This window comes from Paenibacillus sp. J22P15 (genome assembly GCF_056269345.1).
Window position 1 is genome coordinate 857,949 of the sequence record NZ_JBWDNT010000001.1, and the last position, 15,488, is coordinate 873,436.

At 40.2% G+C, this 15,488-nt stretch carries 16 protein-coding genes, 1 pseudogene and 1 riboswitch; of the genes and pseudogenes, 8 read left to right on the forward strand and 9 right to left on the reverse strand.

Annotated elements, in window-relative coordinates; genetic code table 11:
* Positions 1-57: 57 nt before the first annotated feature.
* Positions 58-1,572: a carboxypeptidase M32 gene (locus AC0YN6_RS04005; RefSeq protein WP_475745310.1), complete on the reverse strand. Its 1,515-nt coding sequence runs from the start codon at positions 1,570-1,572 to the stop codon at positions 58-60.
* Positions 1,573-1,711: 139 nt separating this feature from the next.
* Between AC0YN6_RS04005 and AC0YN6_RS04010 the strand changes: the two genes are divergently transcribed.
* Positions 1,712-2,044 (forward strand): iron-sulfur cluster biosynthesis family protein, encoded by a 333-nt coding sequence (locus AC0YN6_RS04010; protein ID WP_475745312.1) that lies wholly within the window; start codon positions 1,712-1,714, stop codon positions 2,042-2,044.
* On the forward strand, positions 2,041-2,607 hold the full coding sequence (locus AC0YN6_RS04015) for a beta-class carbonic anhydrase (protein WP_475745314.1): 567 nt from the start codon (positions 2,041-2,043) through the stop codon (positions 2,605-2,607). The genes AC0YN6_RS04010 and AC0YN6_RS04015 overlap by 4 nt, the downstream gene beginning before the upstream one ends.
* Positions 2,608-2,634: 27 nt before the next feature.
* Here the strand turns inward: AC0YN6_RS04015 and AC0YN6_RS04020 are convergent, their stop codons facing one another.
* Positions 2,635-3,174: a DUF309 domain-containing protein gene (locus tag AC0YN6_RS04020; protein ID WP_475745316.1), complete on the reverse strand. Its 540-nt coding sequence runs from the start codon at positions 3,172-3,174 to the stop codon at positions 2,635-2,637.
* Positions 3,175-3,363: 189 nt separating this feature from the next.
* Between AC0YN6_RS04020 and AC0YN6_RS04025 the strand changes: the two genes are divergently transcribed.
* From AC0YN6_RS04025 to AC0YN6_RS04035, 3 genes are all read left to right on the forward strand, one after another.
* Positions 3,364-3,780 carry a hypothetical protein gene (locus tag AC0YN6_RS04025; protein WP_475745317.1) on the forward strand — a complete coding sequence of 139 codons (417 nt, stop codon included), beginning with the start codon at positions 3,364-3,366 and terminating at the stop codon, positions 3,778-3,780.
* Between the two features lie 2 nt (positions 3,781-3,782).
* The gene (locus AC0YN6_RS04030; RefSeq protein WP_475745319.1) at positions 3,783-4,064 is read left to right on the forward strand and encodes a YxcD family protein; all 282 of its coding nucleotides are present in this window, start codon (positions 3,783-3,785) and stop codon (positions 4,062-4,064) included.
* Between the two features lie 190 nt (positions 4,065-4,254).
* Positions 4,255-6,162 (forward strand): glycosyl hydrolase family 18 protein, encoded by a 1,908-nt coding sequence (locus AC0YN6_RS04035; protein WP_475745321.1) that lies wholly within the window; start codon positions 4,255-4,257, stop codon positions 6,160-6,162.
* Positions 6,163-6,302: 140 nt separating this feature from the next.
* Here the strand turns inward: AC0YN6_RS04035 and AC0YN6_RS04040 are convergent, their stop codons facing one another.
* From AC0YN6_RS04040 to AC0YN6_RS04055, 4 genes are all read right to left on the reverse strand, one after another.
* Complete coding sequence (locus AC0YN6_RS04040) at positions 6,303-7,589, reverse strand: ATP-binding protein (protein ID WP_475745323.1); 1,287 nt, start codon at positions 7,587-7,589, stop codon at positions 6,303-6,305.
* A 250-nt stretch (positions 7,590-7,839) separates the two neighbouring features.
* Positions 7,840-8,721 (reverse strand): aminoglycoside phosphotransferase family protein, encoded by an 882-nt coding sequence (locus AC0YN6_RS04045; protein ID WP_475745324.1) that lies wholly within the window; start codon positions 8,719-8,721, stop codon positions 7,840-7,842.
* 257 nt (positions 8,722-8,978) lie between these two features.
* Positions 8,979-9,293: a DMT family transporter gene (locus AC0YN6_RS04050; protein WP_475745326.1), complete on the reverse strand. Its 315-nt coding sequence runs from the start codon at positions 9,291-9,293 to the stop codon at positions 8,979-8,981.
* Positions 9,293-9,634 (reverse strand): DMT family transporter, encoded by a 342-nt coding sequence (locus AC0YN6_RS04055; protein WP_475745328.1) that lies wholly within the window; start codon positions 9,632-9,634, stop codon positions 9,293-9,295. Before AC0YN6_RS04055 ends, AC0YN6_RS04050 begins: the two co-directional genes overlap by 1 nt.
* Positions 9,635-9,703: 69 nt before the next feature.
* Positions 9,704-9,801: riboswitch (guanidine-I (ykkC/yxkD leader) on the reverse strand.
* Between the two features lie 171 nt (positions 9,802-9,972).
* On the opposite strand from AC0YN6_RS04055, the gene AC0YN6_RS04060 reads away from it, so the two are divergent.
* From AC0YN6_RS04060 to AC0YN6_RS04070, 3 genes are all read left to right on the forward strand, one after another.
* Positions 9,973-10,212, forward strand: coding sequence for a hypothetical protein (locus tag AC0YN6_RS04060; RefSeq protein ID WP_475745329.1), 240 nt, complete (start codon positions 9,973-9,975; stop codon positions 10,210-10,212).
* 566 nt (positions 10,213-10,778) lie between these two features.
* Positions 10,779-11,579, forward strand: a complete 801-nt coding sequence (locus AC0YN6_RS04065; protein ID WP_475745331.1) for a DUF2935 domain-containing protein — start codon at positions 10,779-10,781, stop codon at positions 11,577-11,579.
* A 125-nt stretch (positions 11,580-11,704) separates the two neighbouring features.
* Positions 11,705-12,319, forward strand: a complete 615-nt coding sequence (locus AC0YN6_RS04070) for a hypothetical protein (protein WP_475745333.1) — start codon at positions 11,705-11,707, stop codon at positions 12,317-12,319.
* 74 nt (positions 12,320-12,393) lie between these two features.
* Here AC0YN6_RS04070 and AC0YN6_RS04075 read toward each other — a convergent pair whose 3' ends face one another.
* The 3 genes and pseudogenes from AC0YN6_RS04075 to AC0YN6_RS04085 all read right to left on the reverse strand — a co-directional run.
* On the reverse strand, positions 12,394-13,209 hold the full coding sequence (locus AC0YN6_RS04075) for a GNAT family N-acetyltransferase (protein WP_475745335.1): 816 nt from the start codon (positions 13,207-13,209) through the stop codon (positions 12,394-12,396).
* Positions 13,210-13,222: 13 nt separating this feature from the next.
* Positions 13,223-13,930 carry a DUF7002 family protein gene (locus tag AC0YN6_RS04080; RefSeq protein ID WP_475745337.1) on the reverse strand — a complete coding sequence of 236 codons (708 nt, stop codon included), beginning with the start codon at positions 13,928-13,930 and terminating at the stop codon, positions 13,223-13,225.
* 169 nt (positions 13,931-14,099) lie between these two features.
* Positions 14,100-15,336 (reverse strand): annotated as a pseudogene (locus AC0YN6_RS04085) (HAD-IC family P-type ATPase); the annotation flags it as partial.
* Positions 15,337-15,488 lie beyond the last annotated feature (152 nt).

Genomic DNA, 15,488 nt, shown 5'->3' on the forward strand with positions numbered 1-15,488 from the left:
GATATCGTCAATAAACGATTGGACAGCCTTCTCATCATGTTGAAGCTTGTATTCGTACTATAGCTTGTAAATATCTGAATATTTTTTCGTTAAGTAAGCAACCAAATGCTGTGGGTCAAGCGGCTTGCCCGTCACGCTCTGAATAAGCTCTGAAGGTGTTCTCAGCTTACCGTATTTATAGATACGCTCGCTCAACCATTGCTTAATCGGCAGCAAATCACCTTTTTCAACATGACTCCAGAAGCCTTGCAATTCACGCTCCATCGTATCCGCAAACTGAGCTGCGTACATATTGCCGAGAGAATATGAAGGGAAATAACCGAATGCCCCGCCTGACCAATGTACGTCCTGAAGCACGCCTTCTGCATCATTTTGCGGTGTTACACCCAAATACTCTTTGTATTTCTCATTCCAAATCGCAGGAAGATCCGCGGCTTTCGCTCCTCCATTGAAAATGAGCTTCTCAATCTCATAACGAATAATGATGTGCAAATTATAGGTCAGTTCATCCGCTTCAATTCGGACAAGAGATGGCTGCACGACATTATTTCCACGATAAAATTGATCGACGCTCACATCAAGCTGACCTGGAAAACGTTGTTGAAGCTCACCGAAATAACGATTCCAGAAAGGTCTGCTCCGTCCGATTACATTTTCCCAGAAGCGGGATTGCGACTCGTGGATACCCATCGACGTGCCGGTGCAAAGCGTTGTGCCGATAAGTTCTTCCATAATATTTTGCTCATACAGCGCATGCCCGCCTTCATGAATCGTGCCAAATAAAGCGCTCGTTACATCGTCTTCCAAATATCTCGTCGTAATCCGAACGTCACCTGGGTTAAGACCTGTAGCAAATGGATGAGCACTCTCATCCAGCCTGCCAGCTTCAAAGTTGTACCCCATCTGCTCCAATATGTATAAGCTAAAAGCTTTTTGAGCTGATTTATCATAATTTTGTTTTAGAAATGAAGTATCAGGCTGATGCGGCGAACTTGCAATTGCTGCTGAAAGCGGGACGAGCTGCTCACGCAATCCGCCAAATACAACATCCAATTCAGCTACGGTCATACCAGGCTCATATTGATCAAGGAGTGTATCATATCTAGTCGCTTTTGGGCCCCAAAGATCAATAAATTGATTCGTATAAGAAATTACCTTCTCCAAATATGGCTGGAAGCTGGCATAATCATTATTTTCCTTCGCTTCCTCCCACTTGGATTCAGATTGTGAGGATAACACCACATATTCTTGATAAAGCTTTGGCGGTATTTTGACACTGCGATTGTATTCCTTGCGTGTCTCCGTCACTAAACGCTGATCAATTTCGCTGAGATCTGAAAAGACAGAACCGTTCTCGAGCGTAGATAGGCACTCTCCTAACTCAGGCGAGGTTGCCAGTTTAAAATGGTCTGCGGATAAGACTCCGATAACCTCTGATCGGTTATCCATTCCTTTGCGAGGTGCACCCGTGCGTAAATCCCAGTACAGAACGCCGAGCGCTTCCTCATAACTCGATATTTTGCGAATGGTTTCTTTAAAATTTTGGAGAGCTTCCGTATTTTTTGTCGACATGAATATTCCACCTTCCTACATTATTGTATAGTTGATTATTATTCATTAGATCTTTACTTGATCTTACTTATTTCAATCCTTATAATCATCTTAAACCTGCTAGACATCCAGTGCAATAGAGAGAAAGAGAGGAAACCATATGCATATTACATTTTCCGAAGCAGCTGTGGAACGGTTATCTCCTTATTTAAAAGCGGGGGAAAATCATCTGAAGCTGCTTCATGATACGGACGGCTGCGGTTGTGTTGTCAGCGGCGTTCCTGCATTACAATTAATAAGTGACCCCACAGTGGACGACAAACTCGCTCAAGGTGAACCTCTACCCTACTATTATGAACCCCGTCATGAAGTATATTATGAACCCCAGCTTCGCGTAGATTACAACGTGGAACGTAATAGCTTTAGTCTGAAGAGTGACAGTCAAATTTATACTTTGAACCTTCGCTTTCTAAGCAATGGAGGAGCAGCATGAATAAAATCGACGATATTCTAAGCTATAATCAAGAATTTGTACAAAATCGCAAATACGAGGAATATTCAACAAGCAAGTATCCCAATAAACGGATGGTTATTGTCACTTGCATGGATACGCGATTAACTGAATTGCTCCCCAAAGCGCTAAATCTCAAAAACGGTGATGCTAAAATCATCAAAAACGCTGGTGCTATCGTTACTCAGCCATTTGGCAACATCATGCGAAGTATCCTTGTCGCACTTTACGAGCTTCAAGCAGATGAGGTATTTGTCATTGGTCACAGCAATTGCGGTATGACAGGAATCAATCCTGAACATATTATTCAGCATATGGAAGAACGCGGTGTTTCCAACGAAACGATTACTACCTTAAAGCATTCCGGGGTTAATCTTATGCGTTGGTTAACAGGCTTTGACAACGTCAGAGACAGCGTACTTAACAGCGTAAGTATCATTCGAAATCATCCGCTGCTTCCTTCCAACATTCTGGTACATGGATTGATTATCGATTCGGAAACTGGCGAATTAGAGCTAGTAGATGCCGCAGTACCGCAGGTTTAAAATACAAAACGGGAACGTAACGGTTGTTTAGGAAAAGTCGTTACGTTCCTGTTTTTTTGCTGCATAAGCCGCTTGTCTTGCCGCTATCACATCGGATCTGTCTCGTTTCGTATGTCTGTGTATGATAGATTCATCATCAAGTGGACTTTTCGCTCCCCAAGTTAACCCCTTTTGCTCACAGAGTTGCATGCACAAATTAACGACTTCGTCATTGATGAATAGCATATTAATGTCGGTGTAGCTCGATATTTCCTCTGCCTGCAAAGACGCCAGTCTCGCAATCAATTGCTCCTGCAAACTGTGCTTATCTATACCTAACTCTTCGAGTGGAGCTGTAGATAATCTCCGAACGGCTTGAGTAAGCATCTTTGCCGCACCGCGAACATTACCTCTACGCTCGTGATAAAGACTGACCGCTAACTGAATCAGTCCTACCCATGTGTCTGCAAATCGATCTCCCGTGTGCTCTTTCCAGTATTCCTCAAGAAGCTCATGACATTCAAAATAGTCTCTCGATGCATGAAACTCCACTAAATAAGCTATATAAGCTTTTGGAAAAGAATTCATTTGTACCTCCAAACTACTTGCTCCTGACAAGTTTATCAAATAAATATTATTAAAATATTATCATATGTCAGTTATACTTTCATACATTTAAACCTATCCTAAATAAAAAATGAAACCATCGTCACTATAAGCCGTATTTTATGATGTTAATATTGAATGTATTAAAGATATCAGGAGGAGAACAGACAGATGAAAAAGGGATTCATGGTCATGCTGGCATTCGCACTATTCTTCACATTAGGTTTCGGTCAGTATGCCGATGCAAAACCAAGAGGCGGTATGAAATCTCCGAAACAAAGCGTTACGCAAAACCCTAAGAAATCGGATAATGTTAATCAATCAAACCCAGGCAAGACCGCTGGTGCTACTGCAGGTGCTAAAAAACCTGGATTCTTTAGCGGCGGAAGTTTGATGAAAGGCCTAATGATCGGCGGGTTAGCAGGCTTGATGTTCGGCGGCTTGTTCGCTGGCATGGGCGCGTTCGGTAATATTCTTGGTCTTATGATCAATCTACTGGCTATCTTCGCCATTATTATGCTGATCCGCGTAGCGTTCGTTTATCTTCGCAGTAAGCGTAACAAGCCAGATCAACGGAGACCTTACTAATCGTGCGTATATATACGGATGAAATTATAAACGCTATCTGCCTTCACATGGCCGATCGAAGGGGAGTTAACCCTACCGACGTGGAAGTGCAGCTCTCTTGGGAAGAAGAGTATGGTTATACGGCCGAGGTTTGGGTTAAAGGCCGCAGCCAATATATCATTGAAGCTAATATCCTAGAGGCCATCGAGCAATATATGTTTAAACAATATAATCGGCGCGTATTCCGCTCAAACATTACGTTAGATGCTGATGAAGATTTTTGGGCAGATATTACCGATTCATAGAAAGAAAGCATTCAGCAGCATGCCTTATCTTATTGATAAGCATTCGGCGGATGCTTTTTTTTTGCCGTAAAATTACCCTCCCAATAATTACTAGAGAAATATTAATAGATTTCCAGCAACATCCGGGCTCCCTCTGCGTCTAATCATAAGACTAGAGAGGAGTGTTATTGAAAATTTTATGAGAAGAAAAGTGAGCACCGCCCTGCTTCTGCTATTATTTTGCCAAACGATCATGACCGCTGCGGCTGGTATTGCAGATGCTGCAACAAATCAAATGACGAAATATCGCGTTTATCAGAATGATAAGGCATTGCGCGAATTTGCAACAGAATCACAAGCAATATCTTATGCCGGAAAGTTCGGATACAGCCATGTCGAGAAGATATCAGACCGTGCTTGGGTATGGGACAATTTCCCTCGCTACAAAGTTTATCAGAATGGTATCACCAACCCGAAATGGGAATTTAGCAATTATGATAAAGCGTTATCCGTTGCTAAGAAACTGACGAATGTACATATTCGTGATCTGGAGAACATCGGCTGGAAATATCAATCCTTTTCAAAATTCAAGCTTTATCAGGGTGATAACACTCGCGAGAGTTGGTCCTTCCCTACACTTGCTGACGCAAAACAGGAAGCGAAAAAATGGGGTAACGCTCATATCATGGATCAGTCCACAAACAAGTGGGTATGGGGAAATTTGACCGCAGCTCAAATTAAAGCGCAGCGTGCAGCAGCACCTGTCTACCAAATCACAGTAGATGGCCTGCCTGCACAGGAAGCAAAGGTATACTCATTCCTACTCGATGCCATTAACGCTTCTGCTGCGATAGCCGGCAGTGAGGTATTAAACACAGCCACAAACAAAGTTGTTCATTCGAATGTCCCTGCTTATTTGATTAAACAAAATGGCAAAACTGTTGGCTCTGCTCTAAGTCTGGATGCGGCTGTACTGCTAGCAAAGAAAACACCAAATGCTGAGGTTACTTTTAAAGGAAATGTCTATTGGTCAGGTATTCCATATTTAGCTGTCTACCAAGGCGATAAGAAATTAAGAGCATTTAATACTAAGACTAGTGCAATCGCCTTTGCGAAAAAGTATTCGAACAGCTCCGTGCAGAACAGCGATGGTCGCAAAATCTGGAGTAATACGAAAAGTCTCATTTATTTGGGCTGGAATGGCAGTGCGACAAGTTCGACCGTCATTAGTCATGTTGCAAATACGCAAGGATTATCCATTGATTCCCCTACTTGGTTTGAACTCGCAGCTGCTGACGGTTCAATCAATGACACGTCAGATCAAGCGGTCGTAAACACATTCAAGGAGCAAGGAATTAAAGTGATGCCGCTCGTTCATAACCAGTTCAACAGAAAAATGACGACTGAATTTTTAAAGAACAGCACCGCTCAGAAAACATTCATCAGCACGCTTACAGCAAAGCTGTCTCAGCTTGGCGTGGCAGGGGTAAATCTTGATTTTGAAGAAGTGGCTGGAGCAGATCGAACAGCCTATACCTCCTTTGTTACCGCGCTCGCGAAAGCTGTACATGCCAAAGGAATGCAAATATCAATCGACTTGCCTCGCGGAAGTACAAGTTGGAATCATTTGACGGCATACGACCATGCTGCTCTCTCCGAAGTCGTCGATACCATTATCATTATGGCTTATGATGAGCATTGGAAAGGCAGTGAAACCCCGGGCTCCGTTGCAGGTTTGAAATGGGTTGAAGAAGGTGTAAAGCAATTTTTAAGCTATGGAATTCCGCGTAACAAACTTATGTTAGGTATCCCGTTTTATGTACGGGAGTGGAAGCTAGACAGCTCAAATAAGCTAGTCAGTAACCGCGCAATCTTTATGAAGGAAATTCCTAAGCTGATTGCCGATACAAATGCTCAAGGTCAGCTTGACCCGGAATCTGGTCAAATGAAATATAAATACGTCAAAGATGGCTTTACCTATCTATTCTGGGCCGAAACCGAGAATACTGTGAAGGCTCGGATAGACATCGCTAAATCATACGATTTGGCTGGAATTGGAGCTTGGCGCCTCGGCTATGAAAGTTCTGATTTGTGGACGATGATGCTTCGCAACAAATAGTTCAAGTTTGATATCAATAAGTAAATGATTTGAAAATAATCGACATGAAAATAAGGCTTCTCATAAGTTCACAATAAACTTAATGAGAGGCCTTTTTTAAAAATATTCATTTAAAGATGATTCCAACTAAGCAGCAGGATCTATACGTGCCGTTCAGATGACTCTACGGCTGGAAATCGCAGCTTGACCTTCGTTCCAATACCTACCTCGCTGTAAAACGAGATTTTACCCTTTAATGCTTCAACAATTCTATAAGTAACCAAAATACCTAAGCCCGTACCTGTTTCCTTTGTCGTAAAAAAAGCGGTTCCTAAATGTTCCAACGCCTCTTTAGCCATCCCCTTCCCTGTATCTATAATCTCAATACATATTTCATCATTACGATTATAAGCGTTTACCGTAACATCCCCACGATCTGGGATGGCTTCTACGCCATTTTTGATCAAATTTAGAATGACTTGAGACAGCTTCGGCTTATTCGCCCACACAAAAAGATCTGATTGATTACAGTTTAGATGAATTTGAACGTTCTGAATCAACCCATAGGAATTCATTATAACTAAGGTATGTCTTAAAAATTCTGAAATCTCGATTAATTCAAGATCATCTGCTTGAGGCTTAGCTAAATTTAAATAATCAGTAATGATATATTCCGCCCTATCCAACTCAGATAAAGCGATTTTAAAATAATCCTTTTTTTTATCGTCTACTGATTCCTGAAGCAGCTGCAGAAATCCTTTAACCACTGTTAGTGGATTACGCACCTCGTGCGCCACTGACGCTGCAATTTGGCTAACAATTTTCAGTTTTTCACTGCGTTCCAGTTCTTTCTTTATGTAAGCGTTTTCTATAAAATGCTCTTTCAGCAGGACGGATATACCCATACCAATTAATGACGCTATAGTAAATACGGTGAGGAGAAAAAAGCCGTATGATTTCATAATGGATGAATAATCGTTGATCTCTATGTATATGAAAACAGAAATGAATAATGCAATTACACTTTTCACTGAAAATAACATACACAAAATTATTCTTTTGCTTAATGTACTATCACGGAAAGTTTTGATTAAGAAGAAGCTTGGACCTACAATTAACACCATTGAGACGACTGCTATTACAACAGCATCTCCTCCGATATATATTCGGCTCACTATCGCAACAATGAGTGCAACAATCCCAGGCACAAGATTTTTGTTGCTATATACAATTAATATAATTAAAGGAATAATTCTCAAATCCACTTGAAAGCTGCCTGCCACATAAACCGGATGAGCCATACAAAGAATGGATGCAGCACCAAATACGAGACCATTCAATATCTGATAGCGGATACTATCAATTATTTTTTTACGCGAAAAAAAGAATTGCTGAATGAAGATTGGAAACAATATGATAATAAGCTGTATACATAATTGGTCTACCATTTCCGTTTATCAATTCCTTCTCTCAATTTACAATATTTGATATATATTTAACGAAAACCTTTTCAAATGTATAATATCACATATATCAGGAAATGATTATTGTTTTTTTTCGATCATATCTCTGCCCTAATCATCTTCCAATTCATTAATAAATTTAGTAGTAACATGAACTTCGTGACAGAAAAAAATCCTTTCTTGTGCCGATAGCGACGAGAAGGGATTTTTTGTTATTTTTATGATTACGCATAGGTTATTTTGATGTATGATCTTTCACAATCACTTCGATAATTCTTTTCGCTTCATCTGCTTTTTTTATATCTGCTCCATCATATTGTACAAAAGTGATTAGTGCTTTCCATAAAGCCCATGCTTGTCCTCGTTTCCAAGTAGCATGATCCAAATTCATAGCTTGTCTAAATACTTCTCGGCTTTCTTCTGACAAGAAAGTCCATGCAATGCTTAAATCAGATGATGGGTCTCCTACACCCAAAATACCAAAATCGATTACGCCACTCAGACGACCATTCCGCACCAATACATTCGAGTGAGAAACATCTCCATGTACCCATACCGGTGCTACTTCCCACTTGGTTGCAATGGCTTCGTTCCATATATCCGTAATAATTTGTTTATCAAAATCACTGCTCAGATTTAGAATTGCCTCTCTCGTTTCTCGATCATATACGGTAAGAGACCCTCCGCGATAAAAATTATGTTCTCCCGCAAGCGGCCCATCCGAACAATCAATGGCTTCAAACGATTTAAGAAAACCTGCTAAATCCTCAGCAAACATGTTCATATCTATAATATTTTCTTCATTTGCAGTTTCTCCATCAAGCCAAAGGCATACAGACCACTCCCATGGATAACCTTCACCAGGTTCACCTTTTGCGATTGGAACAGGTATAGGAATCGGAAGCAAAGACTTAAGCTTAGGTAACCATAATTGCTCCTTCTCTACTTGTGCTACATAACATTCATTGCTTGGTAATCTGACACTCATTCGATTGCCGAGATGAAAAGTACGGTTATCATTCCCTTGTGACTTTACAGGTCTAATTGTTAATTCAGACCATTGTGGAAATTGTGCTGCAATGAGTTTTTTTACTAAATCTGTATCAATAGAAATCATAAGGGCACCCCATTTATATGAAACATTCTGACAGTTGTCGTAAAAATTGCACCATATATTTCAGTTTAAGTCAACAATATGACACTTATTGGCCTGCTTGTCTTAGTACAACCATCATCGTAACCATCCTAATATCATCGAACCCGAGGAAGCTGATCTGTAACTCAGAGCTTCCTCAGAACTCACTAATTCATGATAAATAGTCGAAAGTTTCTAGAGAAAAGAGCTTATATGTTTATGATGTTTGTAAATATAGTTTACGAGACGAGCTTGAGACCAATCGCCGCCGCTAAAACCATAGCTATAAACACGACCCTCTTCCAATCTTTTGATTCGCCATATAGGACCATTCCTAATATTGCTCCTCCAGATGCACCGATACCTGTCCATATTGCATATGCAGTCCCCATAGGAAGTATTTTCATTGCATATGCAAGAAACAGAAAACTTGCCCCAAACCCGAGAACTAACAAGGCTAATGATTTCAAATTACGTTCCTTATGGAACTTGCTTATTAAAGCTACACCCAGCATTTCAAATAACCCTGCTAATATTAATGCAGCCCATGCCATTAGGACTCAGCTCCTTCCTGCGCTTTGTCTTTTGTTACTAATTTCAAACCAATTACACCTGCTAACAAAAGTAAAATCAAAAGCATTTTAATTACTTCGAATGACTCTCCAAAAAATAAGATCTCGGAGAGGACCGTACCCGCAGTACCCATCCCAACAAACACAGCATAAACAGTGCCAACAGGAAGCTTGCGCCCAGCCATAATCATTAAATAAAAGCTAACGATGATACAAATAACGGTACCTGCCCAAGTCCAAATGTCATTTGCGTGCTTTAATCCAATTACCCAAAAAACTTCAAAAAAAGCGGCAATAAATACTTTAATCCAGTTGGTATTCATTTCTATTCTCCTCTTCATTTTTTATTGAAAAACAACGAAAAAAAACCTGAAAGAAAACTGTTCAACAGTTTCTCCCAGGCTTTTATCCTTCCGTGACACAGCATAGCTGTGAGTTTTCTCTCGGACCAGACCAACACACTCGTTGCGGAACCCTAGAAAACATTTTTGTTTATTCAATTGCCTCTTATTATACATACTTTTGAAAGTAATTCAAGATCATCTCTTTAAATACCTGAATACTTTCGATTGTCGAATGTACAGTATTTACTATTTTTTAGAAAAATGGGCATTATATAAAATAAATATAGTCAAATAAAATTAGTGGAGGATTGAACACATTGCAAAATAAAACTAATATCGAAGAAGGACAAGAATTAGTCACTAACAAAGACTTTGAGCAAGCTATTCTTAAAAAGTGTACTGTAATAGTTATGCAAAAAAATATGCGCTTAAGACCACCGTCCCTAGTTACTGGTTTTAATGATAGTACGGTCAGACTCGCGGATAACGCGATCATACTTAGACATGGAAATAAGTTTCTCACGTTAAGTGAAGAAGATCGCTTATCAGCTCTATAAGAGCTGTCTTCTGACAACTCTTGGCCTCTTAATCGAACAATGCCCTGAATAATCACAGGGCATTGACTGAAATATTGAAATCCGAATGGTCCTCAATATACTCCCTTCACTTTACCCCTGAAGCGTCTAAATTGCTCGGAGTTCACTATAAAACGATCCTTAACATGATAAATGACGGTCGTTTGGCAGCTTCAAAAACCGATTCTGGCGATTGGGAATTAGTGAAAGTAATCTTGCTGCCAGAGAACAGCGTATCGAGGATAAAGAGTTTTCGGCGATCTACACACATATGGCCATACAGATGATCGAGAAAGAGCACGACCGTTCGAAAGCAATTGGATACAGAAAGCCATGGGTAATTGTTAAAACGAAGGTGCTTACTATTAAGATGAAGATCAGCAAAAGATATTATCCCCTCCGAGTCCCTCAACTTGTCACAATACAAAAGATCCAATTACCGTTTATTAAGCTGATCTGCCCACCCAAAATGTATACATACAAATGAGAAACGTTGAATATAATTAATTGTTTGTCTGTTAGCCTAGTCACTGGAGGTGCTACTGCAAATGTCAACTATGTTCGTTTCTCGCTCGTTAGATGAAATTCGCTTTTGGTCGCGAATCATGAAAGAGCATTCACTTTTTCTTAAATTAGGCTTTAGATGCGATGATACCCAATTAATCCAAGAAGCTAATCAGTTTTATGTTTTGTTTGAAGAAATCGAAAGAAGGTCTCATGCGTTCACAGCAGGAACAGACCCCGAACAAATTAGACGATTTAATATCGAAGTTCATAATGCAGCTTCCTACATTTGGGCGTTTAAAAGGAAGGTGTTAGGACTGGTATTAACTTGCCAGATGCCTGGGGCAAACAATTTCCCTTTATTAATCGATCATACCAGCAGGGAAGCAAACTATTTTAGAAACCGTTTGGAAGAACTCAATAACGGTACATTAGAACCGCTGCCTGACGCGATTATCGATGAAAATGTGTTTTTCCTTCGAATAATGGCTGATCATGCTAAATTCATCGGGCATCTGCTGGACCCATCTGAAAGGCAATTGGTAGATCAAGCACGCAATTTCAGTCAGGACTTCGACCAACTGTTATTCCAAGCCAAAGATTTGGAATCCATGCGACCGCAATCCCAAACCGTTCCACTGCTTGACCAATTTTTAGATCAAAACCGTGTATCTGTGAAATCTCTTAGAGACTTCAAAAAGACAGCTAAAGATTTAATAGAATCTTGCCGTATAAAAAGCATCATTCACCCCTTATTGGCAGATCATGTCTTCCGCGAAGCTGAGAGATTCCTATCCATTATCGATATGTTTGAGAAAAGTCTAATGGCTAATAAACCCAAATAACGATTAATTCTCTTCCTCGGTTTCAGTCAGATGCTTTTCCCATTTATTACACATGCAACTTTCACTCGTTTTATTAGTATAACTATGTACGTCATTGCACATATCATCAAGGGGGAACATCAAAGTTGAGAATTAAAGAAAATATTATTGGAGCATCGATCGCATTTGTCATTATGAGCGGTCTGGGAGTTTGGGGTTTATCCTTTTACAAAAAAAATATATACACTGCACCCGTTATATCAGATTCAGCAGAAGCTCAATCAACGAACAAGCCAATCCGTGTTCCTACCACATCTTTCCTAGAATATTCATCTGAAAACCGTGCGATTCAAACGATTAAAGATTTTCATGCGATGTTTGATCTGAAGGTTACTGGCGGAGGTATAGATAATTTTGTCGACAACGAAAAAGCATGGGATGACTTTTTGACCTCTGAAGTGTTCAATCCTCAGAAATATCGGAATATTGGAGAGCAGCTTGCAAGCATTGAAGGTTTAGAATTAGATATGCAAAACCTTATTGAGCTTGCAGTGATCGCTCGTGAAAAGCGTGACCCGCAGGCTCTCCGTTATATGCATCGTATACTGCATGATCTTGATATTTGGGCATTTCCGAACGAAGATACAAAAAGCGGAGACTTTTGGGGCGTAACGAACACCGCTCCGTCGAAGGATGCGAAAAAACGCGAGGAACATTCGCAATACATCGCGCAAAATTATATAACTAGTCAAAAGACCTGAGAGGATAACTTCTTTCAGGTCTTTTTTTCAGAGTTGACATCCTTTATAGATGAGGAATCATCTCTCGCTTTTTTTCAGCTAAGTCCATACCAAAATATTTTATAGTTAAAAAATACATCCATGCCCGCGCTCTTCGCCAACTTTATCGAGCCAGTATTTTCTGGTGAACAATCCCAATAAGGCGATAATCCTTTTTGAATACATTCTTCTACAAATGCTCCTGCTACCTTAGAAGCATAATGATGCCTCTTGTATCCATCAAGTGTTTCAATATCAATCGCATGTATTTTCCCTACAATAAACGCCGAAAAACATAAGCTCACTACAGTATGGTTATGCTCAACTAAATAACCAAACCCTTGCTGCAAAAAATCATCTATCGAATCCCAAAAACGAGTGATTTTCCCCTCAAGAAACCTTTGGTTTTCAAATTTTCGCAACTTGAATAAATCACGATCTATCCGCTGAATCGTTATCTGCTCATCTTGGAGCTCATTTGCAGTAACATTCCCTTTAAGCTGAAAGACATGCTGAATATCATTCGAAATATTTCGCTTATCAAAAATAACTTGTAAAGTTTCAGCCCAACTATCATTTTCACAACTAATTTCGACGCAGTTCATATTTAGTTTCTTTAAATTCGGTTCAATCTCATTTTTCATATGTTGCTCCAAATCGGACATAAAGGATTTACTTTGAGGATCTCCGATAATATGAAAGCCTTGCTGACCTTGAATCCAGATTAACGCTGCAGTTATCTCTTTAGGATCATCTACATAAACCCTTCCGGGGTTAACTCTATTTGCTACTGCCCTTACTTCTATATTGTCACATTTGTCTGTGATGAATTTGATCTTATAAAAGTCTTGTTTGTTAAGTTCTGATATCATATTAACCATCTCCTTAATTTTCTTCTGTTGGCGGTCGTCCCCCAAAATTAGCTATCGGTTTCAAAAGATCTCCCCAGCTTTCATATACTTCTTTACGATCATTTACAAAAACCGTTCGTAAATATTGATTCAAATTAAAGACCTGATCAACAATAAGCACCTCCCGTATTTCAGAAGCTTTTACAGGAACAGTGTTATTCACTGTGCTCTTGAAGTCCTCTAATGGAAGAAACATACTGAGACTCTTCTTATAATTACATTGCTTAGGAAACCGCGGTGAACTGCCAGAATCGTATTTAGAGAGCTTTACATTCGAATAATTTTCTAATAATAAGGAAAAAGCATCGAATTCCAGAATAGCAAAGGCTTCATCCGGTTCTCTTCGTGTGTAGTTGTCCATCATTTTCTGGCAGTCCTTAATTGTTGGCCAAAAAAACACATGACGATCAAGATAAGCACGAAATTGTTCCAACGTGCAAGCAGCTTCCATCATACTGTTAGCTATTCTAAGATGTGTATTAATTGTAATTGAATATCCATGATAGTTTACTTCTTTGGATACGGACCTGCGCTCACCGGCTGAATGAGGATAAATTCGATAACTGGACATGAGAGAATCATGTTGTGCAACAGATCGCAAATTTCTTACTCTTGTAAAATGATAAAGGCTCTTCCTGCCTTTTGCTTTAGTTACAGCTGATACGATCTCTTCCTTATCCATACAAATAATCCTCCTACAATTATATGTTAAATATTCCTGAATCTACAGGACGTAAATTGCTAAAAACCACATAAATAAAGAAAAAAAGGCGCCATAGGCGACCTTTTTTAGCTCTAAATTCTTTTAGATTTCTACTTCTATTTAACCAAAATTTCTAGGCATCAACTTGTTATACTTTCATTCTCTGCAAACGAAGTGTGTTTAATACAACTGAAACGGAGCTAAGTGCCATTGCAGCACCTGCGACCCATGGAGCCAGCAGTCCAATCGCGGCAATTGGAATACCTAACGAGTTGTAAGCGAGCGCCCAGAAAAGATTTTGTCTGATGTTGCCCATCGTCTTACGGCTCATAAAGATCGCATCTGGAATACTGTTCAGATCACCGCGCATTAATGTGATGTCCGCTGCTTCCATTGCCACGTCTGTCCCCGTTCCAATAGCCATTCCGATATCCGCCATCGCTAGAGCTGGTGCATCGTTAATTCCATCGCCGACCATGGCTACTTTTTTGCCCTGCGCTTGCAGTTTCTTCACTTCTTCTGCCTTACCTTCTGGCAGTACTTCGGCCAGCACATGATCAATACCGACTTGCTTCGCTATTGCTTGCGCCGTACGTTCATTGTCACCGGTAATCATAATGACCTCGATACCCATTTGTTTCAGACGGTAAACTGCTTCTTTAGATGTCTCTTTGATTGTATCAGCAACTGCCACCATGCCGGCATATTGTATGAGTAGATTCCAAGTGCTCGCCGCCCTTGAATAGAACTCCCAGGTCCGCAGCACGGCCAGAACCGGCCATAATCGATGTTGGAGTTGCTAGACCAAGCGCACAAGGACATGCGATGACAAGAATCGCGATTGCGATCTCCAGAGCGTTGGCGAAATCCCCTGATGTAACCCAGAAGTACCACACAAGGAAAGCTGCAAGTGCAACACCCACAACAATTGGCACAAAAATACCGGAGATCACATCAGCGACACGCTGAATTGGCGCTTTGGAGCCTTGTGCTTCTTCTACAACTTTAATGATCTGCGCCAACGCTGTATCCTTGCCAACCTTTGTCGCTTTTATTTTCAACCGGCCATTTTTGTTAATTGTCGCTCCAATAACGTTGTCGCCGATTCTCTTGTCAACTGGAATGCTTTCTCCTGTCAGGATCGATTCATCAACAGCTGAAGTTCCTTCGATGACTTCACCGTCCACCGGAACTTTTTCTCCCGGTTTTACCAATACATAATCTCCAGCGAGAACTTCCTCAACTGGAATCGACAGCTCCTTGCAGTCGCGAACGACTATTGCTGTTTTCGCTTGCAAGCCCATCAGCGTTTTGATTGCTTCAGATGTGCGCCCTTTCGCCAAACCTTCAAAGAGCTTTCCAAGAATAACAAGTGTAATTAACATCTATTAAATAACTAAGTATACTGGTATAATTTACAAGCAGGAAATTGGTTCATATGGAATAAACAGTTGGAACTTTAATTATCATTTTTTAAAGCTACACAGATCTATATTTTCAAATAATTAATTTGCGAAAAATACAATTAGAACCATAT